The sequence below is a fragment of the Caulobacter sp. GW822-FHT07D08 genome (assembly GCF_058798735.1).
Map to the genome: position 1 here is coordinate 71,417 of NZ_JBXAKU010000015.1, position 23,720 is coordinate 95,136.

Genomic DNA, 23,720 nt, shown 5'->3' on the forward strand with positions numbered 1-23,720 from the left:
CCTCGTGATTGGAAGCGCGAAGGGGCGAAGAACCTAATGAGTCTTTGGCTTTATCTGGCCATCGGGGCCGGGCTGCTGGCGGTGCTGTACGGCGCCGTGCAGACGGCCAGTCTGATGCGGGCGTCGCCCGGCAATGCGAGGATGCAGGAGATCGCCGCGGCGATCCAGGAAGGGGCGCAAGCCTACCTGCGTCGGCAATACCTCACTATCTCGGTCGTTGGCGCGGTCATTCTCGTCGCCGTCTACCTGCTGATCGGCCAGTGGGCCGCTCTGGGCTTCCTCGTCGGCTCCGTGCTTTCGGGCGCGGCCGGCTTCGCGGGCATGCTGATCTCGGTTCGCGCCAACGTTCGTACCGCTCAGGCCGCCTCGGAGGGGCTGGCCAAGGGTTTGTCGCTGGCCTTCACCTCCGGCGCCATCACCGGCATGCTGGTGGCTGGCTTCGCTCTGCTGGGCGTGGCGGGCTACTACTGGGTGCTGACGGGCCCGCTGGGCCTGGAACCAACCGGCCGCGGCGTCGTCGACGCCCTGGTGGCCCTGGGCTTCGGCGCCTCGTTGATCTCGATCTTCGCCCGTCTGGGCGGCGGCATCTTCACCAAGGGCGCCGACGTGGGCGGCGACCTTGTGGGCAAGGTGGAAGCCGGCATCCCGGAGGATGACCCCCGCAACGCCGCCACCATCGCCGACAACGTCGGCGACAATGTCGGCGACTGCGCCGGCATGGCCGCCGACCTGTTCGAGACCTATGCGGTGACCACGGTCGCCACCATGGTCCTGGCCGCCATCTTCTTCCGTGGCACGGAGGCCGTGGGCGCCATGATGCTGCTGCCGCTGGCCATCTGCGCGGTCTGCATCGTCACCTCGATCATCGGCGCGTTCTTCGTTCGCCTGGGCAAGAGCCAGAACATCATGGGGGCCCTCTACAAGGGCCTGATCGTGACGGGCCTGCTGTCGATCCCGGCCGTCTGGTACGTGCTGCACGACCTGATCCCGGCCCCGGTCGTGACGGCCGCGCGCACCTATACCGCCGATGGCCTGTTCTATTGCGGCCTGGTCGGTCTGGCGGTCACCGCCGCCATCGTCATGATCACCGAGTACTACACGGGCACCAACTTCCGTCCGGTGAAGTCGGTGGCGCAGGCGTCGGTCTCGGGGCACGGCACGAACGTGATCCAGGGTCTGGCCATGTCGCTGGAATCCACGGCCCTGCCGGCCCTGACCATCATCGTCGGCATCCTGGTGACCTATAATCTGGCGGGTCTGTTCGGCATCGCCATCGCCACCACGACCATGCTGTCGCTGGCCGGCTTCATCGTCGCCCTGGACGCCTTCGGTCCGGTCACCGACAACGCCGGCGGCATCGCCGAGATGGCGGGCCTGCCGCCGGAAGTCCGCGTCACCACCGACGCGCTGGACGCCGTGGGCAACACCACCAAGGCCGTGACCAAGGGCTACGCCATCGGTTCGGCCGGACTGGGCGCCCTGGTGCTGTTCGCCGCCTATACCGAGGACCTGAAGTTCTTCTCGGCCAATGCGACGCCGGGCAGCTTCTTCGACGGCATGGGGCCGGTGACCTTCGACCTGTCGAACCCCTATGTGGTGGTCGGCCTGCTGTTCGGCGGCCTGCTGCCGTTCCTGTTCGGCGGCATGGCGATGACCGCCGTCGGTCGTGCGGCCGAGTCGGTCGTCGCCGAGGTGCGTCGTCAGTTCCGCGAGAACCCGGGCATCATGACCGGCGAGGTCAAGCCCGAGTACGGCAAGGCCGTGGACATCCTGACCAAGGCGGCCATCCGCGAGATGATCGTGCCCAGCCTGCTGCCGGTCGTCTCGCCGGTGGTGCTGTTCTTCGTGATCAAGGCCATCGCCGGCAAGGTCGACGCGTTCGCCTCGCTGGGCGCCATGCTGATGGGCGTGATCGTCACCGGCCTGTTCGTCGCCATCTCGATGACCAGCGGCGGCGGCGCCTGGGACAACGCCAAGAAGGTCATCGAAGAAGGCTTCACCGACAAGAATGGCGTCCTGCACACCAAGGGCGGCGACACCCACAAGGCCGCCGTCACCGGCGACACCGTCGGCGACCCCTACAAGGACACCTCGGGTCCGGCCGTGAACCCGATGATCAAGATCACCAACATCGTGGCCCTGCTGCTGCTGGCGGTGCTGGCCCACGGCTGATCTTTCGAGAGCAGCCTGAAACTGGAACGCCCCGGAGTTTCCTCCGGGGCGTTTTTGTCTTCGGGGCCTGCCGTCGAGGACCTTAGTACACGTCCTCGGGATCCATCTGGGACAGGGCGTCCGTGATCTCGTCCGGCTGGCCTCCCCGGCGTTCGACACCGGAGAATTCGTGGTCGATCCGGCGACGCCGACAGGGGCCGAAATACTCGCTGGCCCGCACGAACGGTCGGGGGTTGTTCACGATCTCGTTGATCCGGTGCATGACCCCGCGCGCGGTTAGTGGCTTGGCCAGGAACTCGGTGACGCCGGCCATGCGCGCGGCGGTCAGCGTGCGCTGGGTGGCGTGGCCGGTCATCATGATGATCGGCACGTACGGATTGGGGCTGGCGCTCGAGGTGCGGATCCAGCGGATGAAGGCCAGGCCGTCGACCGGATGCATCATCAGGTCGGTGAAGACGATGTCGATCTCTTGCGTCTGAAAGATCTTGAGCGCGTCGAGGCCATCGCCGGCCTCGCGGATCCTGCGAACGCCGGCGGCCTTCAGGATTTCGGCCACGAGCTTGCGCATGTTCGCGTTGTCGTCGACCAGAAGCACCGATACGTCACGAAGGTCCATGCCTTCCACAGTGCGTCTCCCACCGTCGTCGAGAATTCGCCACGCCACGACTTAGGTGGCTTGAGTCGAGTGTGACCCGTTTTGGGTTTATGAAGTGTTTAGGAGTAAGTCTTCTATCCGAATTGGGACGGTGAATATCGAATTCACAGTAAATCGGAGAAATTTACTTTACCGTGCCGGGCGGCGGCGCGGGGGTTGGCGCCTGGCGCGCGAAAAAGCCGCCCACCTTGCAGTGGACGGCTTTCGTGATCTGTCGAGCTGTCGACTTACTCTGGAGCGCTTTCCGATCCGACCGGATCGGTAAAATGGCCCAGTTTCCTGCTCTTACGCTTTTTGACGACGAGCCGGCGGCCACTTCGTCGGAAAATACTCTAGCGACCGCCGGGGCGCTGGCCCGGGGCCTCGTCGTCCTGCGGGAGCATGCCGCCGCGACCGACGTTGCCGAGCAGCTGTTCGAGGATGGTCATCTCGCGGCCGCGGGTCGGAGTCTCACGGCCGTTGTAGGCGATGACCTTGCCGTCCTTCAGCGTATAGGTGTTCACCGAGGCGACCTTTTCGTCGGCCTGGTTGAATTTGATGGCTACGACGTCGCGCTTGATCACGCGCGGCATGTAGAAGGCCACACGGTCGGTCGTCTGCGAGATGTAGTACCAGGTGTTGTTGTCGAAGGTCGAAACCGCCGACGGCGAACCCAGCTTTTCCATCAGGGTCGACTTGCTGTCCTCGCCGACCTTCATGTCGGCGGGCTTGGCCTCGATGGCCTGAAAGCCGGAGTAGCTGGTCAGCGGCGTACAGGCGGACGTGGCGATCGCCAGGCCCAGAATGGCGGCGGCGAAAACGGCGGGGCGAGACATCAAGGCTCCGAACCGGAAAAATGCAGACTTTGACCTATCGCCCGCGGGAGCTTAGTTCAATGCCCGCGTGAAAGCGGACCCCGCGTCTAGCGGGATGTCGCGGCGAAATCGAGGCGTTTCATGTTTCTGGATCGGTGGCTCAAGCCCAGGCCCGCCAAGGCGGCGGGAGCCAAGCTCTATGTGGGCGCGGTGGCTCAGGCGCGGTCCGCGATCTTTTATCGTGACTTCGGCGTCCGCGACTCGATGGAAGGCCGCTTTGAACTCTTCAGCCTGCATGTGATCTTCCTGATCGAGCGACTGAAGGGGCAGGGCGACGCGGCGGCGGAGACCTCGCAGGCGGTTTTCGACTCGTATGTGAAGGGCCTGGACGACGCCTTCCGCGAGATCGGCGTGTCGGACACGGCGGTCGGCAAGAAGATGAAGAAGCTGGCCGGCGCCTTCTACGGCCGTCTGAAGGCCTATGACGAAGCCGTCGCCACCCTGCCGGACCTCGCTGGCATGACCGGCTTCCTGGCCCGGACCGCGTTCGAGGAGCGCGGCGAGGGCGACATCGCCGCCCTGGCCGCCTATGTGATCAAGACGCGCGAAGCCCTGGCGGAACAGCCGCTGCAGGGCCTGCTGCAAGGAGACGTGACATGGCCGAACCCGTGACCGCGCCCTGGCCGTGTGAGATTCCGCTGGCCCAGGTCGACCGTGGCGCCGTCAAGCTGCGCCTGGAACCCTCGGCCGACCAGCGCAAGGCGATCGCCAAGCAACTGGACCTGGTGAGCCTGGAAGAACTGAGCGCTGAAGTGTTCCTGACCTCGTGGCTGGACGGGGCCGAGGTCTCGGGCATCTTGCGCGCCCGCGTGGTCCAGACCTGCAGCGCGACGGCCGACGACTTCGAAACGCCGATCGACGCGCGCTTCGACCTGCGCGTTCTGCCCGCCAACAGCAAGAACGCACCGCAGGACGAGGACAGCGGCGACCTGGGCGTCGACCCGGACGCCGACGATCCGCCGGACGTGCTGGACGGCGACAAGATCGACGTCTCGGGTTACGTGATCGAGCACTTGGCCCTGGAGCTGGATCCGTTCCCCCGCAAGCCGGGCGCGGTGTTCGTCCAACCGCCCGAGCCGGTCGAACTTTCCCCGTTCGCGGCGCTAAAGAGCCTCAGAGGCGACAGCGAGTAGGGCGCAAGCGCCCGACTCGACCGCTTGCGTGATATTCACGCGGATGTATCGTCCGCCGCCCGGCGAGACCGCCTCTCGGAGCTCACAGCGCCACGTGTCCCAATCCGTAGTCATCTCGGTCGACGCCATGGGCGGCGACCACGGTCCCTCCATCGTCGTGCCCGGCGTCGCGCAGGCGGCCCAGGCGCTCCCGGGTGTGCGGTTCCTGCTGCATGGCGACGGCGCGAAGATCGAGGCTGAACTGGCCAAGCATTCCTCCGCCAAGAGCGTGAGCGAGGTGCGCCACACCGACAAGGCCATCGGCATGGACGAAAAGCCCGCCCAGGCCATGCGCCGGGGCAAGGGCTCGTCGATGTGGAACGCCATCGAGGCGTTGCGCGAGAATCAGGCCCAGGCCTGCGTCTCGGCCGGCAACACCGGCGCCCTGATGGCGATCTCCAAGCTGATCCTGCGCATGGGCGCGGATCTGGAGCGCCCGGCCATCGTCGCTAACTGGCCCAACATGAAGGGCGTGACAACGGTCCTGGACGTCGGCGCCAATGTCGAGAGTGACGCGGCCCAACTGGTCGAGTTCGCGATCATGGGGGCGGCCTTCCACCACGCCGTGCATGGCTCCAAGCGCCCGACCGTGGGGCTGCTGAACGTCGGTTCCGAGGACGAGAAGGGTCACGAGGAGGTCCGCGAGGCTCACGCCGTCCTGCGCGATACCAAGCTCGATTTCGACTATCATGGCTTCGTCGAGGGCAATGACATCGCGTACGGCACGGTTGACGTCGTCGTCACGGACGGCTTCACCGGTAATGTGGCCCTGAAGACCGCCGAGGGCATGGCGCGGTTCTTCTCGAACGAGATCAGGGCCACCCTGACCTCCGGACCGATGGCCATGCTTGGCGCCCTGATCGCCTCCGGCGCGCTGAAGAAAATGCGCCAGCGGCTGGATCCGAGCCGGGTGAACGGAGCCCCGTTGCTGGGTCTCAATGGAATCGTGGTCAAGAGCCACGGTGGCGCGGACGCCAACGGCTTCGCCGCGGCCGTCCGGGTCGCCACCAACCTCGCACGCAGCGATTTCCGCGCCGAGGTCGATAGAAATCTGAAGCGTCTGACCGCCGTGGCGGCCAAGAGCGAAGCCCCGGAGCAGGGGCAGGGAGCGGCCGAGTGAGCGTAACTCGCAGTGCAGTGACTGGCGTCGGCGCGTATCTGCCGCCGAAGATCGTGACCAATGATGACCTGGCCAAGTTCGTTGACACCAGCGACGCCTGGATCGTCGAGCGCACCGGTATCCACCAGCGCCACCAGGCCGCCGACGACCAGCCGGTCTCGGATCTGGCTGTCGAGGCCGCCAAGGAGGCCCTGCAGACCGCTGGCAAGTCCGCCGCCGACGTCGATCTGATCATCGTGGCCACCACCACGGCCGACCTGACCTTTCCCGCCGTCGCCACCATCGTTCAGCGCAAGCTGGGCGCGCCCGTCGGCATCGCCTTCGACGTCCAGGCCGTCTGCTCGGGCTTCGTCTACGCCCTGAGCGTCGCCGACGGCTTCGTGGCGCGCGGTCACGCCAAGTGCGCCCTGGTGATCGGCGCCGAGACCATGACCCGCCTGATGGACTGGAGCGATCGCGGCACCTGCGTGCTGTTCGGCGACGGCGCTGGCGCCGTCGTGTTGGAGCCGAAGGAGGGCGAGGGGACCACCGGCGACCAGGGCTTGCTGGGCTTCGCCTTGCGCGCCGACGGGACCAAACAGGACCTGCTCTATGTCGACGGCGGCGTCTCGACGACCGGCACGGTCGGCAAGCTGCGGATGCTGGGTAACCAGGTCTTCAAGCACGCCGTGATCAACATCTCCGAAGCCATCCACTCGGCCGCCACCAACGCCGGTGTCGAGGTGGCGGACGTCGACTGGTTCATCCCGCACCAGGCCAACCAGCGCATCCTCGCCGGCGTGGCCCACCGATGCGGCATCGACGAGGAGAAGGTGATCTCGACGGTCGCGATCCACGCCAACACCTCGGCCGCCTCGATCCCTCTGGCTTTCGCGCACGGCGTGAAGGACGGTCGAATCAAGAAAGGCGATCTACTGCTGCTGGAAGCCATGGGCGGCGGCCTGACCTGGGGCGCCTGCGTTCTGCGCCTTTAAGGTGCAGCTTGCGCGATCTTCTCGTCGGGCATGAACTCCTGACGTTGAGCCTTTGACTTCATGCGATAATCACGGCATGAGGTCGTCGGTGATTTTTGGGCGCGGTCCGTTGAGGGCGGTCGCGGCATACTCAGGTTCGCCGCGAGTGCTCCATCGGAGGTGGTCTATCGGACCGCCAAGATACGCGTGAAGGGGGTTGCATGAAGGGCGCTACTTTGACCCGGGCCGACCTGTGTGAGGCGGTCCATGAAGAGGTCGGATTGACCCGTCAGGACTGCGCCGGCCTGGTCGAGCGCACCCTGGATCTCGTGGCCGAGGCGCTCGAAGAAGGCGAGACGGTCAAGCTTTCCGGTTTCGGCGTCTTTCAGGTCCGCGCCAAGCGCGCCCGCATGGGGCGCAATCCCAAGACTGGCGAGCCGGCCGAGATCGAACCCCGTCGGGTGATCGGCTTCCGCGCTTCCCAGGTCATGAAGGCGCGAATCGACCGCGCCTTGGGCGACTAGGGAATCGATGCGGTGGCGAAGGGGCCGAACGCCTTCCGCACGATTTCAGAGGCCGCCGATGAGCTGGGCGTGCCGCAGCACGTGCTGCGCTTCTGGGAAACCAAGTTCTCCTTTATTCGCCCGATGAAACGGGCCGGCGGGCGGCGCTTCTATCGCCCGCAGGACGTGGCCGTTCTGAACGGCGTCCGCACCCTGCTGCACAGCGAAGGCCTGACTATCAAAGGCGTGCAGAAGCTGCACCGCGATCAGGGTCTGGCCCAGGTGATCGCCGCCGGCCTAGGCTCGAACGGCTCCGCCAGCCTGGATCCCAATTTCGACTATGAGATTTCGGATGCGCCCGCCAAGCGTCTGGACGCGCATGCGCGCGATCGTCTGGCCTTCGCGCTGGACGACCTGACGGCCATCAAATCACGCCTGGACGGTCTTCTCGTCAGGGGGTGAATTTCGTCCGAAATCGCTGTTGCCCAATGGGGGAGCGGCGCCTATAAGAGCGCCTCTTCCGTCGGAGCGTGGCGCAGCCTGGTAGCGCACTTGACTGGGGGTCAAGGGGTCGCAGGTTCAAATCCTGTCGCTCCGACCATTTCCTTCGGGAACCCTTTTCCTTCGGGAATTGGGCGGAAGACGAAAGGCCGCCCTTCGGGGCGGCCTTTTTCATTCCGGGATCAACGCTGGCCCCCAACTATCTTTGGCCCACATCCAGCGGCTTGTCGGCCTTGCCCATCCACGAGATCAGCGGGATCACCGGCAGCACCCAGCCCATGCCCAGGACCACGAAGTAGACGAGGTGCACGAAGCGGTTCCGCGGCAGGTGGTCGTAGAGGCTGGTGAAGGCCCAGATCCAGGCGAACAGGACCGCCATCACGGCGAACGAGCCGATCAGCTTGCGCACTCTTGCGGGGATCTGGCGGGCCGGGATCATGGGAGCGCTCACGCGGTTCTCCGGAAGAGGCCGAGCACGGCCAGGAACAGGATCGCGCCCACGCTGGAGACGATCAGCTCGCCGACGAAGCCGGCCAGGTGCAGATCGATGCGCGAGGCGATGAAGGCTCCGATGAACGAGCCGATCACGCCGATCAAGAGCTTGATGAACAGCGAGTGGTGGCGACCCAGCACGATGTCGGCGATCCAGCCGGCGAGGATGCCGATCACCGCCGCCGCGAATACGCCCATGCCGCTCATTGTTCTCTCCGCCTCGCCCAAGACGCTTGTTTCTCGCACGAACCCGCGGCGCCGTCATGCCGAGCCACAGAAACATTGATGCGGGCCAGCGTCGGGCGTAGGGAGGTCTCGCCGCATTTCGGCCCAGTAGTGACGCTTTTCAGGCCCCATGACGTCCTTCCTGCGTTCCGACCGTTCGCGCCCCGTCGCGATCTGGCTTTTCCTCGTCGCCGCCATGGTGTTCGCCATGGTGGTCGTGGGCGGCGCGACCCGCCTGACCGACTCGGGCCTTTCGATCACCCAGTGGAAGCCGATCATGGGCGCGTTGCCGCCCCTGTCCGAGCAGGCCTGGCGCGAGAGTTTCGAACTCTACAAGAAAATCCCCCAGTTCCAGCTGGTGAACCCGGACATGACCCTGGAAGGGTACAAGGGCATCTTCTGGTGGGAATGGGCGCACCGCCTGCTGGGCCGGACCGTGGGCGTGGCGTTCGCCATCCCGTTCGCCATCTTCCTGATCCGCCGCGACATTCCGCGTCGCCTGATCTGGCGCTGCGCCGTCATGCTGGGCCTGGGCGGCCTGCAAGGGCTGGTCGGCTGGTGGATGGTCTCCAGCGGTCTCTCCGAGCGGGTCTCGGTCGCGCCCGAGCGGCTGATGACCCACCTGGGCCTGGCGCTGGCCTTGTTCGTCGTCTTGATCTGGACCGCGCTGGACGCCTGGAATGGCTCGCCGCGGGTCGAAGAGCGCTCGGCCTGGCGTGGCTGGGCCTTGGCCTTCCTGGGCGCGGTGTTCTTCCAGAGCCTGCTGGGCGCGCTGGTCGCCGGCAACGACGCGGGCCTCGTCTATAACGACTGGCCGCTGATGAATGGCGGCTTCTTCCCGGCCGAATATCTGGGCAAGGGCCTCTGGGGCACGTTGGCGCACAGCCAGGGCGCCGTGCAGTTGCACCACCGGCTGATGGCCTACGCCCTGTTCGCGGCAGGCCTGGCGATCGCCTTCCTGGCGCGGCGCGACCGTCCGCTGGCGGCGGGCAGCAAGGCAGCGGCCTTGACGGTGGCGATCGTGGTCACCCTGCAGGCGGGCCTGGGGATCTGGACCCTGATGACCAGTGTGCCGATCGCGTTGGGCGTGCTGCACCAGGCCGGCGCCGCCGTGCTACTGGCGACGGCGACCGTCTTCGCGTGGCGGGTGCGCAGGCCTTGAATCTCGGCGGCTGAAACAAAGTCCCCGAACAACTGTCACACGCCAGGCGCAAATCGGGCCGATTCCTCATGGAGCTTGGCCTTGATCCGCCCCCTTGTTCTCGCGCTGGTCGCGTCCGTCGCCATTCCCGCTCTCGCCTTCGCCCAGAATCCTATCGAGACCACGAACGCCGCCGTCAGCGCCGCTGACGCGTACTACAAGGCCGGCGAGGCCGCCCTGGCCAAGCAGATCGCCGTGGTCCCGAACACGGGCAAGGCCAAGAACGTCATCCTGTTCCTGGGCGACGGCATGGGCATCTCGACGGTCACGGCCGGCCGCATCTATGACGGCCAGATGAAGGGCGTCGACGGCGAGTCCAATTCGCTGGCCTTCGAGAAGCTGGCCTATTCGGCGCTGTCCAAGACCTACAGCCACGACACCCAGGTCACCGACAGCGCCGCCGGTATCACCGCGATCATGACCGGCGTGAAGACCCGCAACAAGATCATCGGCCTGACCGGCGCGGCGCTCGGCGAGAAGTGCGAGACCGAGAAGGGCAATGGCGTCGACACCCTGGCCGAGCTGGCCAAGGCGCGCGGCAAGGCCGCCGGCGTCGTCACCACCACCCGCGTCACCCACGCCACACCGGCCGGCGCCTACGCCCACACCGCCTATCGCGATTGGGAAGGCGACGGCGACATGCCGGTCGAGGCCATCCAGGCCGGTTGCAAGGACATCGCCCGCCAGCTGATCGAGGCTCCGGACGCCCTGCGGCTGGACGTCGTCATGGGCGGCGGGCGCTCGCGCTTCCTTCCCAAGGACAAGGACGGCAAGCGCGGTGATGGCCGCGATCTGACCGCCGAGTGGCTGAAGGCCGAAGGCGCGGGCTCGTCCTACGTCGTCACCGCCGACCAGTTGAAGGCCATCCCGGCCGACACCAAGCATGTGCTGGGCCTCTTCGCGCCCGAGCACCTGCCGTATGAGGTCGAGCGTCCGGTGCTGGGGCGGGGCGTCCCGACCCTGGCCGAGATGGCGACCTCGGCGGTCGACGTGCTGTCCAAGAACCCGAACGGCTATTTCCTGATGGTCGAGGGCGGCAAGATCGACATGGGCAGCCACCTGGGCAACGCCAAGCGCACGCTCAGCGAGACGGTCGAGTTCTCCAAGGCCATCGCCGCCGTGCTGGCCAAGGTCGACCTTAAGGACACCCTGGTCGTCGTCACCGCCGACCACAGCCACGGTCTGGTGATCTCAGGCTATGCCGCCCGCAATTCGCCGATCCTGGGCATGGCCGGCAACGAGGGCGCCCCCGCCATCGCCGGCGATGGCAAGGCCTATACGACCCTGATGTTCGCCACCGGCCCGGGCGGGCCGACGGGCAACAACACGCGCAACGACCCGGCCAAGGAAGACCTGGACGACGTCGACTATCACCAGCAGGCCACGGTGAACCTCGCCAGCGCCGCCCACGCCGGCGAGGACGTGGGGGTGTTCGCCGACGGCCCGCAGGCCTTCCTGCTGCGCGGCGTGGTCGAGGAAAGCTACATCTTCCAGGTCATGCGCCACGCCTTCGGCTTCGACGCCCCGGCGATCGCGCCTGCCGCCGCCCCGTCGGCCGAGGCGCCCAAGACCAAGAAATCGTGGTTCAAGCGCGGCTAGGGAAGATTGCGTGATGCGGTATCTGGGTACCGTATCACACAAGTCTTTGTAAAATAAGGGTTTGTGTACTTTCTTGCTTCCGCATTGTTGACAGCGCGCGAACCCTCCCGTACATGCCGCGCCTCACACGGACGAAACCGGATTTCTCGGGGTCGGACGCCTAGAAATTACGGATCAATCCCATGCAAAAGATCACGGCTTCGTTGAAGCCGGCCGAGGTCGAGAAGAAGTGGATCGTGGTCGACGCCCAGGACGCCGTTGTCGGCCGTCTGGCGACGTTCATCGCCATGCGTCTTCGCGGCAAGCACCGTCCTGACTACACCCCGCACGTCGATTGCGGTGACTTCGTCGTCGTCATCAATGCCGACAAGGTGAAGTTCACCGGCAAGAAGATGGACGACAAGGTGTACTACCGTCACACCGGTCACCCGGGCGGCGTCAAGGAAACCACCCCGCGCAAGGTGCTGGGCGGCAAGTTCCCGGAACGCGTCCTGGAGAAGGCCGTCGAGCGCATGCTGCCGAAGGAGAGCCCGCTGGCTCGCAAGCAGCTCACGCACCTGCTCATCTACAACAACGGCGAGCACCCGCACCAAGCGCAAAGCCCTGAAGTCGTCGACTTCGCGGCCCGCAACGCCAAGAACACCCGGAGCCTCTAAGCCATGACCGACGCACAAGGCTTTGAAGCGCTGGCCAGCCTGTCCAGCAACCCGGAAGCTGCCGCTCCGGTCGAACCCAAGATCGACGCCCAAGGCCGCTCGTACGCGACCGGCAAGCGCAAGAACGCGATCGCTCGCGTCTGGATCAAGCCGGGCAAGGGCTCGATCACGATCAATGGTCGTGACCAGGAAGTCTACTTCGCCCGTCCGGTGCTGCGCATGATGATCGCCCAGCCGCTGGAAGTGACCGACCGTCTGGGTCAATTCGACGTCATCGTGACCGTCGAAGGCTCGGGTCTGTCGGGTCAAGCCGGCGCCATCCGTCATGGCCTGTCCAAGGCTCTGACCTACTACGAACCCGGCCTGCGCCCGGTCCTGAAGCCGCACGGCTTCCTGACCCGCGACAGCCGCGTCGTCGAGCGTAAGAAGTACGGCAAGGCCAAGGCCCGCCGCAGCTTCCAGTTCTCGAAGCGCTAATCGCGACGATTACGTCTTACGGGAAGGGGCGCTTCGGTCAGGCCGAAGCGCCCCTTTTCATTTCTGTCTCTGTTTTCTGCTTCCTCTGGCTAGAGCCAGGATCGGAGTCCGCATGACCAGCGCCCCCAAGGTCTTCATCGACGGCGAAGCCGGCACCACCGGCCTGCAGATCCGCGAGCGCCTGACCGGCCGCACCGACCTGCAGCTGGTCTCGATCGACCCTGACAAGCGCAAGGACGCCGACGCCCGCGCCGAGATGCTGAACGGCGCCGACGCCGTGATCCTGTGCCTGCCCGACGATGCGGCCAAGGAGGCCGTGGCGCTGGTCACCAATCCGAACACGGTGATCATCGACGCCTCGACCGCCTATCGCACCGCCGAGGGCTGGGCCTACGGTTTCCCCGAGCTGGACAAGCAGCAGCGCGGCAAGATCGCCAAGGCCAAGCGCATCTCCAACCCGGGCTGCTACCCGACCGGCGCCATCGCCCTGACGCGGCCGCTGGTCAGCGCCGGCATCCTGCCGCCGGAACTGCCGGTCTCGTACAACGCCGTCTCAGGCTACAGCGGCGGCGGCAAGGCCATGATCGCCGAGTTCGAGGACGAAAGCATCGGAAGCTTCACCAAGGTCCCGTACCGGATCTACGGCCTGTCGATGGCCCACAAGCACGTGCCGGAAATGCAGATGCACGGCGGTCTACTGAGCCGGCCGATCTTCATGCCGGCCGTGGGCCGCTATCGCCAGGGCATGATCGTCGAGATGCCGCTGCACTTCTCGACCCTGAACGGCGCGCCGTCGCTGGGCGATATCCACGCCGCCCTTCACAAGCACTACAAGGGCGAGAAATTCGTCGAGGTCGCCTCGCTCGAGGAAGCCAAGAGCCTGACGACCCTGGATCCGGAAGGCTTGAACGGCACCAACCGCCTGAAGCTGTTCGTGTTCGGCTCCGACAGCAGCGGCCAGGCGCGTCTGGTGGCGCTGCTGGACAACCTGGGCAAGGGCGCGTCGGGCGCGGCCGTTCAGAACATGAACATCGCGCTAGGCCTCAAGGAAGACGCCGGTCTCTGATCGGCGTCACACCCGCCAGCGATAGTGGCCGGCGGGCTTGTGCAGCTTGAACATCCAGAGGGGCTCCTCGCGGACGCCCTCGCCGATGTTGTGCGTCATGCGGACATGCTGCGGGCCGTCGACCACGACGCCGAGGTGCGGACGGCCGCCAGCCAGCCGCCAGGTCAGGACGTCGCCGGGCAGCGGCGACTCGAACCCGTCGCCGCCGAAGGGGCGCCGGGCGGGCAGGGGCAGGCTGGCGCCTTGCCGCGTCAGGAAGGTCTCCAGGTTCAGCACCCGCCGGTGGTCGATATTGGCGTCAGGCTTGGTCAGGCCCCATTCGCGGCGTGACGGATAGGCCGAGAAGGCCTTGAGCATGTCCTCGTGCACCTGCCGCTGCAGGTCGATGTCCCAGGCGTCGCGCGCAGCGCGGACCAGGACATCGGAGCAGACGCCGCTGGTGCGCAGCACGTCGCCGTTGGGATAGCCGATATTGCGGTAGCTGGGATCGTAGTCGACGGTGACGCCGACCTGCTGGCGGGCGGCCATGGCCAGCTTGCGTCCGGCGTCGGGGATCAGCGCATGGCTCGCGCCGCCGGCGGTCGCGAAGGGCGCGACGACGGCCATCCCCAGAACGGTGCGGCGATCCAGCGTGAGCATGGCGCGGAAGCTTCGCCACGATCGCGGCGGCATTTGGGCGAACGTGGGTCTTGAAGGCCTCAGTCGTCGATCAAAACGCGCTGGGCGCCAACACGCGCGCTCTAGTCGTCGGACCTGACCAGGACGAACGAGCCCGGCGCTTCCTCCAGCGGCTTCAGAGGGCCCTTGGTCGGGTCACGAGCCGGGACCTGATCGCCCGAGCGCGCCTTCAGCCAGGCCGCCCAGTGCGCCCACCAAGAGCCCGGATGCTCCTGGGCGCCGGCGATCCAGGCGTTGACGTCGCCGGGTAGGCTCTCGTTGGTCCAGTGCTGGTACTTCTTGGCGTCCGGGTGGTTGATCACGCCCGCGATATGGCCCGAACCGGCCATGGTGAAGGTCACGGGCCCGCCGAACGCCTTGGCCCCGCGATAGACGCTGCGATAGGGCGCGATGTGGTCGTCCTTGGACGACTGGACGTAGATGGGGATCTTCACCTTCGACAGGTCCAGGCGCTCGCCGCCGAGCGACAGCTTGCCGGTCGTCAGGGCGTTGTCCTTGTAGAAGTTGCGCAGATAGAACAGATGCAGCGCCTTGGGCATCCGCGTCTGGTCGGCGTTCCAGAACAGCAGGTCGAACGGCCGCGGCTCCTTGCCCATCAGGTAGTTGCTGACGAAGAACGACCAGATCAGGTCGTTGCCGCGCAGGGCGTTGAAGGTGTCGGCCATCGACTGGCTGGGCAGGAAGCCGCCGGCCTGGTCCATCTGCTGCTCGATCGACTGCAGCCATTCCTCGTTGGTGAACAGCAGAAGGTCGCCGGCTTCGGCGAAGTCCTGCTGGGCGGCGAAGAAGGTGGCCGAATTGATCCGCTTGTCGCCGCGCGCGGCCATGTGGGCCAGGGCGACCGACAGCAGGGTGCCGCCGATGCAGTAGCCGACCGTGTTGACCCGATCGACGCCGCACTGGGTCATGACCTGCGCGGTGGCGTCATAGATGCCTTCGAGCATGTAGTCTTCGAAGGTCTTGGCCGCGAGCTTCTGGTCTGGATTGACCCATGAGGCGACGAACACCGTGAAGCCCTGGCCGGTCAGCCAACGGATCATCGAGTTCTCGGGCCGCAGGTCCATGATGTAGAACTTGTTGATCCACGGCGGGAAGATCAGCAGCGGGATCTCGCAGACCGTTTCCGTGGTCGGATCGAACTGCAGCAACTGCAGGATGTCGTTCTGGTAGACGACCTTGCCCGGGGCGGTGGCGACGTTCTCGCCAACCTTGAACTTGGCCAGATCCGTCTGGCTGATCGCCAGCTGGCCGCCGCCGCGCTCCAGGTCGGCGGCGAAATTCTCCATGCCGCGCACCAGGCTCTGGCCCTGGGTTTGCACCACTTCGCGCAGGGCGGCGGGGTTGGAGATCAGGAAGTTCGACGGCGAGAAGGCGTCGGTCAGCATCTTGGTGAAGAACTCGACCCGGCGCTTGGCGCTAGGATCGACGCCCTCGACCTCGGCGATCAGACCGTTCAGCCAGTTCGACGACAGAAGGTACGACTGCTTCATCAGATCGAACATCGGGTTCGACGCCCAGTCCGGGTCGTTAAAGCGCTTGTCGCCGGCGGCGGGGGCGACAATGGGGGTGACCGCCTCGCCGGCGGCGCGGCGGGCCGTCGACTGCCACAGGTCCATGTACTGGCTGAAGAGGTCGGCCTGGGCCCGCATCAGCCGGTCGGGCTGGGCGGCCAGGCGGGTCATCACCTCGTTCAGGGCGGGCGCGACATGAAACGGGTCGGGGGTTAGGGCGGCGGGGCGATCGGCCTGGCGCAGCGCGGCTTCGGCGATCGCGCCCTGGGCGGTGACGGCGGCGCGGGCCAGGTTGGCCGAGAGGGTCTCGACCATCTTCAGCTGGTCGGCGGAGAGCACCCTTTCGAACGGCGGGAAGGGTGGGGGAGTCTGGCCGCCCTGGAAGCCTTCGGAAATCTTGCCAGCCGATTCGGTTTTGGGCGGCGCCTCGGGAGCTTCTGGCCTGGGCTTGGCCTTGCTTGCCTTCGGCGCGGCCTTGGCCTTGGGGGGGGCGATCTCGTCCTTGGGGGAAGCTTTCTTCCGGGCCTTGGGAGCCGCCTTCGCCGTGGCCATGAGGTTTCCTCCGCGTGCTATTGTCTTGTTCGCGAAAAGCGGCGCCGAACGCCTTTCGCTCGCCGCGATCATCGCATAAGACCAGAACCAATGAACGGCGAAACCCGCAAAATCGTACGTGTCGCTCTGATCGTCGGCCTGACGGCCGGCGTGGCCGCGTGCGCGACGCCGTTCTCGACCGCCAAGGTCGATCCCAGCTCGCCGATCGCCGCCCGCGCCACCGCCGCGGCCAAGGCCAAGGGCGAGCGCCGCAAGTTCTCGGACATCCCGGCGATCCCCACGGACGTGCCGACCGCCGACCAGGTGCGCGCGGCCGTGGTGCAGCAGCAACGCGCCGGCGACGCCCTGACCACGGCCACCGCGCCCAGCACCTGGGAACTCAAGGACAGCGAGACCTACGCGGCCAAGGCCCGTCGCGACGCCAAGCCGCCCGCCTTCGAGGCGCCGACCGACGCCGACCGCGCCGCCACCGAAGCCTTCGCCCGTGACGCACGCGGCCGAGCTAGCGCGCCTCCGTCCCAGCCCAAATAGGCCGACGGAGGCATAATCGTCCTTGAACTGGCTTGGCGTGGCCCCGCTCGGGGTCTATCCATGCCCGACTTTTCGCTCCCAGAGCGCCGACGCGGCGCATAGAGCCCCCATGAGCACCGATTTTCACCGTATCCGCCGCCTGCCGCCTTACGTCTTCGAAGAGGTCAACAAGATCAAGGCGCGCCTCCGCGCCGAGGGGACCGACATCATCGACTTCGGCATGGGCAATCCGGACATGCCCACGCCCCAGCACATCGTCGACAAGCTGATCGAGACGGCGCGCGACCCCAAGGCGGGCCGCTATTCCGCCTCCAAGGGCATCCCTGGCCTGCGCAAGGCCATGGCCAACTATTACGGCCGGCGTTTCGGCGTGAAGCTGAACCCCGACACCGAGGTGATCGCCACGCTCGGGTCCAAGGAAGGCTTCGCCAACCTCGCCCAGGCCTTGACCGGTCCGGGCGACGTGATCATCTGTCCGAACCCCGCCTATCCGATCCACGCCTTCGGCTTCATCATGGCCGGCGGCATCATCCGCCATGTGCCGGCCCTGTCGCCGGAGGAGTACCTCTCCAACATCAGCCGCGCGGTGAAGCACTCCGTGCCGCCGCCCAGCGTGCTGATCCTGTCCTATCCGTCGAACCCGACCGCCCAGTGGGTGGATCTGGACTTCTATAAGGACGCCGTGGCGCTGGCCAAGAAGCACGACCTGCTGGTGATCAGCGACGTGGCCTATGGCGAGATCTATTTCGAGAACAATCCGCCGCCGTCGATCCTGCAGGTGGATGGGGCCAAGGACATCGCGGTCGAGGTCAACTCGCTGTCGAAGACCTACGCCATGGCCGGCTGGCGCGTGGGCATGGTGGTCGGCAACGCCCGCATTTGCGCGGCTCTGGCCCGTGTGAAGTCCTACCTGGACTACGGCGCCTATACTCCGGTGCAGGTGGCCGCGGCCACGGCGCTGAACGGCCCGCAGGATTGCGTCGACGAGATTCGCGGCATCTACAAGAGCCGCCGCGACACCCTGATCAAGTCGATGAAGGGCGCCGGCTGGGACATTCCCAATCCGCCGGCCTCGATGTTCGCCTGGGCCAAGATTCCAGAGGCCTATCGCGAGGCTGGCTCGATGCTGTTCTCGCGCCTGCTGATCGAGGAGGCCGGCGTCGCCGTCGCCCCGGGGATCGGCTTCGGCGAGTATGGCGAGGGCTATGTCCGGATCGGCCTGGTCGAGAACGAGCACCGCATCCGCCAGGCCGCGCGCAATGTGAAGAAATTCATCGCCAACGCCGACTCCATCCTGGCCAAGGCTCACAACAAGATGGAACAGGCCTGAGGGCTGGTTTCGACTCCAAGGACTCGAAGATGACGAAGAAGACCTGGCGCGTCGGCGTCGCGGGCCTCGGCACCGTCGGCGGCGGACTTCTGCAATTCCTGGCCGAGCGCCCGGACTTCGCGCCGGCCGGCGACCGGGCGGTGGTCACCGCCGTCTCGGCCCGCAACAAGACCCGCGCGCGTCCGGTCGACATCTCGAACCTGGCCTGGTTCGACGACCCGGTGGCCCTGGCCGCCTCGCCGGACGTCGACCTGTTCGTCGAACTGATCGGCGGCAGCGACGGCCCGGCCAAGGCCGCCGTCGAGACCGCCCTGAAGGCCGGCAAGCCCGTGGTCACGGCCAACAAGGCCCTGGTCGCGGTGCACGGCGCCGAACTGGCCGCCCTGGCCGAAGCTCAGGGCGTGCCGCTGCTGTTCGAGGCGGCCGTGATGGGCGGCACCCCGGCTGTGAAGATGCTGCGCGAGGCCATGGTCGGCGACGACGTCGTCTCGGTCGCGGGCATCCTCAACGGCACCTGCAACTTCATCCTCACCGAGATGGAGAAGACCGGCCGCTCGTTCGCCGACGTGCTGCGCGAGGCGCAAGGCCTGGGCTATGCCGAGGCCGATCCGACCACGGACGTCGGCGGTTTCGACGCCGGCCACAAGATCAGCATCCTGGCCGCCCTGGCCTTCGGCTGCGCCCCGAACTTCGAGGCCGCCGAGATCGAGGGCATCAGCGATGTCGAGCTGCTCGACATCAAGCTGGCCAAGGATCTGGGCTACCGGATCAAGCTGGTCGCCAGCGCCGCCAAGACCGACGACGGCGTGGCCGTGAAGGTGCATCCGTCGCTGACCCCGCTGGATCATCCGCTGGCCCAGGCGGGCGGCGCGCTCAACGCGCTGTTCATCGAGGGCAAGCGCATCGGCCGGATCTTCATCCAGGGGCCGGGCGCGGGCGCGGGCCCCACCGCTGCCGCCGTGGCCGCCGACATCGCCGACGTGATGACCAAGGCCGTCCGCCCCGTGTTCCAGGCCCCAGCCGGCGCCCTGGCCCCGTTCATCGCCATCGATCCGGCCCGCGCGGTGGGCAAGGCGTATCTGCGGATCATGGTCAAGGATCAGCCGGGCGTGATCGCCGCCATCTCCGAAACCCTGGCCGAATGTGGCGTTTCGATCGACAGCTTCCTGCAAAAGCCTGTCGAAGGAGCGGGCGGCGTGCCGATCGTGCTCGTTACCCATGCGACGCCGGAATCGAAACTTCTGGACGCGATTAGCCGCATCGAAAAATTGCAGACCGTGCTAGAGCGTCCCCGCCTTCTGCGCGTCGCGCGCATCTAGACGACCCAGCCTAGAGCCCTTCCGATCCAATCGATAAATCGATCGGATCGGACAAAAGGGCTCTAGAAATAAAAACTAGAGCATTTCGCAAGCGAAATGCTCGGTGAGCGTTGAAGGCGACATTGGGAACAAGGCCGCCTTCTTCCGGGGCGGTCGGGAGAGACGGATGAGTTCGAACACCCTGGACCGCTCGCTGGTCCTGGACGCCGTTCGCGTAACCGAAGCCGCCGCCATCGCGTCGTGGACGATGCTGGGTCGTGGCGACGAGATGGCCGCCGATCAGGCCGCCGTCGACGCGATGCGCAACGCCTTGAACACGCTGGATATCGACGGCGAGATCGTCATCGGCGAAGGTGAGCGCGACGAGGCGCCGATGCTGTACATCGGTGAGAAGGTCGGCACGGGGAAGGGGCCCAAGGTCGATATCGCCCTGGATCCGCTAGAAGGCACGACCCTGGCGGCCAAGGCCCAGCCCAATGCTCTTACGGTCATGGCCTGGGCGCCCAAGGGCACGTTGTTGAATGCGCCCGACACCTACATGGACAAGATCGCCTGCGGTCCGGGCCTGCCCGCCGGGGTGATCGACCTGGACCGCTCGCCGGCCGAGAACATCAAGGCGATCGCCGACGCCAAGGGCGTGGCGGAGACCGAGATCACCGTCTGCGTCCTGGATCGTCCGCGTCACGCCGATATCATCGCCAAGGTCCGCGCCGCCGGCGCTCGCATCCATCTGATCACGGACGGTGACGTGGCCGGGGTGATCAACACCACCGATCCTTCGACCGGCATCGACCTCTATCTGGGCTCGGGCGGCGCGCCGGAAGGCGTCCTGGCTTGCGCGGCGCTGAAGTGCGTCGGCGGACAGTTTCAGGGTCGCCTGCTGTTCCGCAACGCCGACGAGCGCGCCCGCGCCGCGCGCTGGGGCGTGACGGATCTCGACAAGAAGTACGACCTGCACGAGATCGTCCGGGACGAGGCGATCTTCGCCGCCACCGGCGTGACGCGCGGCGGGCTGCTGGACGGCGTCGTCTTCCGTGACGGCTGCGTCCACACCCATACCCTGGTGATGAACTCCTCGACGGGCACCGTCCGCGAGGTCCGCATGAAGCGGAAGGTCTGAGACCTTTCTGTCATGGCCGTCCTGTAGGGCGGCCGTTCTGCTTTCGATTTCGAGGATTCCAGATGACCGCCTTTGTCGACCTGGCCGCCCGGCTCGCGGCCGAGCCGGCCGACGCCGCTCTCGAGGACGTGGTCCAGACGATCGCCGCGACCTGCGCGCGGATCAGCCGCGTCGTCGCTTCCGGCGCGCTCTCGGGCAGCCTGGGCGCCGCGGGCAGCACCAACGTCCAGGACGAGGAGCAGAAGAAGCTCGACGTCATCACCAACGACATGCTCAGCGACGCCCTGAAGGCCTGCGCCGCCGTCGCCGGCTTGGCCTCCGAAGAGCTGGAAGAAGTCGAGCCGACCGGCCGTGTGGGCGGCTATCTGGTGACCTTCGATCCGCTGGACGGCTCCAGCAATATCGACGTCAACGTCTCGGTCGGGACGATCTTCTCGGTGCTGCCCGCGCCGACCGGCCACGCGCCGACGGAAGCCGACTTCCTTCTATCGGGCAGAAACCAGGTCGCCGCCGGTTACGCCGTCTACGGCCCGCAGACCATGCTGGTCCTGACGCTGTCGGGCGGCGTCGACGGCTTCACGCTCAGCGCCGACGGCCAGTGGCTGCTGACCCACCCGAACCTGGCGATCAAGGCCGACACGGCCGAGTTCGCGATCAACATGTCCAACCAGCGCCACTGGGCGCCGCCCGTGCGCCGCTACATCGACGGCTGCCTGGCGGGCAAGGACGGCCCGCGGGGCAAGAACTTCAACATGCGCTGGGTGGCTTCGATGGTCGCCGACGTCCACCGTATCCTGATGCGTGGCGGGATCTTTCTGTATCCGTGGGACGCCCGCGAGCCGGCCAAGCCGGGCAAGCTGCGTCTGATGTACGAAGCCAACCCGATGAGCCTGCTGATCGAGCGGGCGGGCGGCAAGTCGATCGAGGGCGTTACGGATATTCTCGACATCCAGCCTACCAAGCTTCACCAGCGCGTGCCTGTGGTGCTGGGTTCGGCCAACGAGGTCGAGGAGGTTCGCGGCGAGGTTCGGGCGGGCTAAGCGATAGCCGAAAGTGGTCGCCGGTTTCGGCGGCCATCGCGCGCCAAGCAAAGACTCCCTGCGTCCGGGACTGTCGTCTCGGCGCCGCATGGTCCGAATCCGCGTGACCAGCTACTCTCCAGCGATGCCCGCCGATGGTGTCACCGATATTTCCGCCAGCGCCTTGCCCAGCGCCTTTCTGGGCGTCGAACGCTCGCTGAGCGGCCGCGCCTGGCGCGAGCGGCCGGCCGACATGGCTGTGGTGCGCGACATCCAGCAGCGACACGGCTTGACCGAGCCCTTGGCTCGGGCCTTGGCCTCGCGCGGCGTCTCGCTGGAGCAGGCCGAGCACTATCTCCGCCCGACCCTGAAGGCGCTGTTCCCCGATCCGTCCAGTTTCACCGACATGGACCGGGCCGCCGAGATCCTGATCGACGCCCTGGAGCGAGGCCGTCCGACCATGGTCTTCGCCGACTACGATGTCGACGGGGCCACCAGCGCCGCCCAACTGGTGCGCTGGTTCCGGTATATGGGCGTCGAACTGCCCATCTATATTCCCGACCGCCTGACCGAGGGCTACGGCCCCAGCCCGGCGGCGTTCAAGACGATCCGTGACGGCGGGGCCGAGCTGGTCGTGACCCTGGACTGCGGGGCGGCGGCCTATGACGCCATCGCCAGCGCCGCCGAGATCGGCCTGGAGGTCGTGGTCATCGACCACCACCTGATGCGCGAGGATCCGCCAGCCGCCGCCGCCGTGGTCAACCCGAACCGTCCCGGTTGCCAGAGCGGGCAGGGGGTCTTGGCCGCCGCCGGGGTGACCTTCGTGCTGCTGGCCGCCCTGAACCGCGAGGCCCGCAAGCGCGGCCTGTTCACCGATGAGCGGCCGCAACCGGACCTGCGCCAGTGGCTCGACCTCGTGGCTCTGGGCGAGGTCTGCGACGTCACCCAGCTGGTCGGCTTCAACCGCGCCCTGACGGCGCTGGGCCTGCGGACCATGGGCGCCTGGGCCAATCCAGGGCTGAAGGCCTTGTTCGAGGTCGGCAAGGGCTCGGGCGAGCCGTCCGTGTTCCACGCCGGCTTCATCCTGGGGCCTCGTATCAACGCCGGCGGCCGTATCGGGCGCTCGGACCTCGGCGCCAAGCTGCTGTCGACCGACGATCCGCTGGAAGCCGCCGCCCTGGCCGAGGAACTGGACGGCCTCAACACCGAGCGCAAGGCCGTCGAGGCGGCCGTGGTCGAAGAGGCCGCGGCCATGCTGGAGCGCGGCAACTTCAACACCGACGCGCCCGTCATCGTGGTGGCCGGCGAGGACTGGCATCCCGGCGTCATCGGCATCGTCGCGGGCCGCTTGCGCGAACGCTATCGCAAGCCGGTGGTGGTGATCGGCGTCGACCGCGCCGCCAATGTCGGCAAGGGCTCGGGCCGCTCGCAGCCCGGCGTCAATCTGGGCCGCGCCATCCAGGCCGCTTTCGAGGCGGGTCTGCTGATGGCCGGCGGCGGCCACGCCATGGCGGCCGGCCTGTCGATCCGTCCCGAGATGATTCCAGAGTTCCGCGCCTTCCTGGAGGAACGCTTGGCCGGCGAGATGGAGGCGGTGGGAATCGAGTCGGTCGAGATCGACGCCCTCGTGCAGCCGCGCGCGGCGAGTCGGGCGCTGCTCGACGACTTCCAGCGCCTGGCCCCGTTCGGCCCCGGCAATCCCGAGCCGATGTTCGCGCTTACCCAGGTGAGGCCCGACCGGGTCTCGGCGCTGAAAGGCGGCCACGTGCGCATGGACCTCGTCGGCCCCACGGGCGACCGCATCAAGGCCATCAGCTGGCGCAGCGCCGAAACGCCGCTGGGCCAGCGTCTGCTGGCGGGCGGCGGCGCGCTGGATGTCGTCGGCAAGCTGAAGCCGGACGATTACATGGGCCGCAACGGCGTCCAGTTGGAGATCGAGGACGCCCATGATCCCAGAGCGCGATACTCAGAATAGACCCTTTGCCACAGGCGTTGTGGGCGGACTGAAAAAATG

At 66.8% G+C, this 23,720-nt stretch carries 24 protein-coding genes and 1 tRNA gene; 19 read left to right on the top strand and 6 right to left on the bottom strand.

The window, feature by feature from the left end:
* Window positions 1-36 precede the first annotated feature (36 nt).
* Window positions 37-2,172, top strand: coding sequence for a sodium-translocating pyrophosphatase (locus AC1RJ9_RS22165; RefSeq protein ID WP_492840073.1), 2,136 nt, complete (start codon window positions 37-39; stop codon window positions 2,170-2,172).
* 82 nt (window positions 2,173-2,254) lie between these two features.
* Here AC1RJ9_RS22165 and AC1RJ9_RS22170 read toward each other — a convergent pair whose 3' ends face one another.
* Complete coding sequence (locus AC1RJ9_RS22170) at window positions 2,255-2,797, bottom strand: response regulator (protein ID WP_492840072.1); 543 nt, start codon at window positions 2,795-2,797, stop codon at window positions 2,255-2,257.
* Window positions 2,798-3,159: 362 nt separating this feature from the next.
* Complete coding sequence (locus AC1RJ9_RS22175) at window positions 3,160-3,642, bottom strand: outer membrane protein assembly factor BamE (RefSeq protein WP_492840071.1); 483 nt, start codon at window positions 3,640-3,642, stop codon at window positions 3,160-3,162.
* A gap of 120 nt (window positions 3,643-3,762) precedes the next feature.
* Here AC1RJ9_RS22175 and AC1RJ9_RS22180 point away from each other — a divergent pair, with 120 nt between their 5' ends.
* The 7 genes from AC1RJ9_RS22180 (at window position 3,763) to AC1RJ9_RS22210 (ending at window position 8,030) form a co-directional block, all read left to right on the top strand.
* On the top strand, window positions 3,763-4,293 hold the full coding sequence (locus AC1RJ9_RS22180) for a ubiquinol-cytochrome C chaperone family protein (RefSeq protein WP_492840070.1): 531 nt from the start codon (window positions 3,763-3,765) through the stop codon (window positions 4,291-4,293).
* The gene (locus tag AC1RJ9_RS22185) at window positions 4,278-4,814 is read left to right on the top strand and encodes a YceD family protein (RefSeq protein WP_492840069.1); all 537 of its coding nucleotides are present in this window, start codon (window positions 4,278-4,280) and stop codon (window positions 4,812-4,814) included. Before AC1RJ9_RS22180 ends, AC1RJ9_RS22185 begins: the two co-directional genes overlap by 16 nt.
* Before the next feature lie 94 nt (window positions 4,815-4,908).
* A complete protein-coding gene (gene plsX / locus AC1RJ9_RS22190; protein ID WP_492840068.1) occupies window positions 4,909-5,973 on the top strand; it encodes a phosphate acyltransferase PlsX in 1,065 nt (354 codons plus the stop codon).
* A complete protein-coding gene (locus AC1RJ9_RS22195) occupies window positions 5,970-6,947 on the top strand; it encodes a beta-ketoacyl-ACP synthase III (protein WP_492840067.1) in 978 nt (325 codons plus the stop codon). Before plsX ends, AC1RJ9_RS22195 begins: the two co-directional genes overlap by 4 nt.
* 200 nt (window positions 6,948-7,147) lie before the next feature.
* A complete protein-coding gene (locus AC1RJ9_RS22200) occupies window positions 7,148-7,450 on the top strand; it encodes an integration host factor subunit alpha (protein ID WP_099578878.1) in 303 nt (100 codons plus the stop codon).
* A 12-nt stretch (window positions 7,451-7,462) separates the two neighbouring features.
* Window positions 7,463-7,891 carry a MerR family transcriptional regulator gene (locus tag AC1RJ9_RS22205; protein ID WP_492840066.1) on the top strand — a complete coding sequence of 143 codons (429 nt, stop codon included), beginning with the start codon at window positions 7,463-7,465 and terminating at the stop codon, window positions 7,889-7,891.
* Between the two features lie 62 nt (window positions 7,892-7,953).
* Window positions 7,954-8,030: transfer RNA gene (locus tag AC1RJ9_RS22210), tRNA-Pro, on the top strand.
* 99 nt (window positions 8,031-8,129) lie between these two features.
* On the opposite strand, the gene AC1RJ9_RS22215 is transcribed toward AC1RJ9_RS22210, so the two are convergent.
* Entirely contained in the window at window positions 8,130-8,369 is a 240-nt protein-coding gene (locus tag AC1RJ9_RS22215) for a DUF2842 domain-containing protein (protein ID WP_492840155.1), read from the bottom strand.
* Between the two features lie 8 nt (window positions 8,370-8,377).
* Window positions 8,378-8,629, bottom strand: a complete 252-nt coding sequence (locus AC1RJ9_RS22220) for a GlsB/YeaQ/YmgE family stress response membrane protein (RefSeq protein WP_125158111.1) — start codon at window positions 8,627-8,629, stop codon at window positions 8,378-8,380.
* A 148-nt stretch (window positions 8,630-8,777) separates the two neighbouring features.
* Between AC1RJ9_RS22220 and AC1RJ9_RS22225 the strand changes: the two genes are divergently transcribed.
* The 5 genes from AC1RJ9_RS22225 (at window position 8,778) to argC (ending at window position 13,646) form a co-directional block, all read left to right on the top strand.
* On the top strand, window positions 8,778-9,809 hold the full coding sequence (locus AC1RJ9_RS22225; RefSeq protein ID WP_492840065.1) for a COX15/CtaA family protein: 1,032 nt from the start codon (window positions 8,778-8,780) through the stop codon (window positions 9,807-9,809).
* Between the two features lie 81 nt (window positions 9,810-9,890).
* Window positions 9,891-11,447 carry an alkaline phosphatase gene (locus AC1RJ9_RS22230; protein ID WP_492840064.1) on the top strand — a complete coding sequence of 519 codons (1,557 nt, stop codon included), beginning with the start codon at window positions 9,891-9,893 and terminating at the stop codon, window positions 11,445-11,447.
* Between the two features lie 182 nt (window positions 11,448-11,629).
* Window positions 11,630-12,103, top strand: a complete 474-nt coding sequence (gene rplM / locus AC1RJ9_RS22235) for a 50S ribosomal protein L13 (RefSeq protein WP_492840063.1) — start codon at window positions 11,630-11,632, stop codon at window positions 12,101-12,103.
* A gap of 3 nt (window positions 12,104-12,106) precedes the next feature.
* The gene (rpsI, locus tag AC1RJ9_RS22240; protein WP_492840062.1) at window positions 12,107-12,580 is read left to right on the top strand and encodes a 30S ribosomal protein S9; all 474 of its coding nucleotides are present in this window, start codon (window positions 12,107-12,109) and stop codon (window positions 12,578-12,580) included.
* A 112-nt stretch (window positions 12,581-12,692) separates the two neighbouring features.
* Complete coding sequence (gene argC, locus AC1RJ9_RS22245) at window positions 12,693-13,646, top strand: N-acetyl-gamma-glutamyl-phosphate reductase (RefSeq protein ID WP_492840061.1); 954 nt, start codon at window positions 12,693-12,695, stop codon at window positions 13,644-13,646.
* 6 nt (window positions 13,647-13,652) lie between these two features.
* On the opposite strand, the gene AC1RJ9_RS22250 is transcribed toward argC, so the two are convergent.
* Entirely contained in the window at window positions 13,653-14,285 is a 633-nt protein-coding gene (locus AC1RJ9_RS22250; protein ID WP_492840060.1) for a DUF1287 domain-containing protein, read from the bottom strand.
* Between the two features lie 101 nt (window positions 14,286-14,386).
* Entirely contained in the window at window positions 14,387-16,387 is a 2,001-nt protein-coding gene (locus tag AC1RJ9_RS22255) for a class I poly(R)-hydroxyalkanoic acid synthase (RefSeq protein WP_492840059.1), read from the bottom strand.
* 90 nt (window positions 16,388-16,477) lie between these two features.
* On the opposite strand from AC1RJ9_RS22255, the gene AC1RJ9_RS22260 reads away from it, so the two are divergent.
* The 6 genes from AC1RJ9_RS22260 (at window position 16,478) to recJ (ending at window position 23,681) form a co-directional block, all read left to right on the top strand.
* Window positions 16,478-16,918, top strand: coding sequence for a hypothetical protein (locus AC1RJ9_RS22260; RefSeq protein WP_492840058.1), 441 nt, complete (start codon window positions 16,478-16,480; stop codon window positions 16,916-16,918).
* A gap of 109 nt (window positions 16,919-17,027) precedes the next feature.
* Window positions 17,028-18,248 carry an LL-diaminopimelate aminotransferase gene (locus tag AC1RJ9_RS22265; protein WP_125158118.1) on the top strand — a complete coding sequence of 407 codons (1,221 nt, stop codon included), beginning with the start codon at window positions 17,028-17,030 and terminating at the stop codon, window positions 18,246-18,248.
* Between the two features lie 29 nt (window positions 18,249-18,277).
* Window positions 18,278-19,567: a homoserine dehydrogenase gene (locus AC1RJ9_RS22270; RefSeq protein WP_492840057.1), complete on the top strand. Its 1,290-nt coding sequence runs from the start codon at window positions 18,278-18,280 to the stop codon at window positions 19,565-19,567.
* A 166-nt stretch (window positions 19,568-19,733) separates the two neighbouring features.
* Entirely contained in the window at window positions 19,734-20,687 is a 954-nt protein-coding gene (gene glpX, locus AC1RJ9_RS22275) for a class II fructose-bisphosphatase (protein ID WP_492840056.1), read from the top strand.
* A gap of 62 nt (window positions 20,688-20,749) precedes the next feature.
* Entirely contained in the window at window positions 20,750-21,727 is a 978-nt protein-coding gene (locus AC1RJ9_RS22280; RefSeq protein ID WP_492840055.1) for a class 1 fructose-bisphosphatase, read from the top strand.
* Window positions 21,728-21,851: 124 nt separating this feature from the next.
* On the top strand, window positions 21,852-23,681 hold the full coding sequence (recJ, locus tag AC1RJ9_RS22285; protein WP_492840153.1) for a single-stranded-DNA-specific exonuclease RecJ: 1,830 nt from the start codon (window positions 21,852-21,854) through the stop codon (window positions 23,679-23,681).
* The last annotated feature ends 39 nt before the right edge of the window (window positions 23,682-23,720 follow it).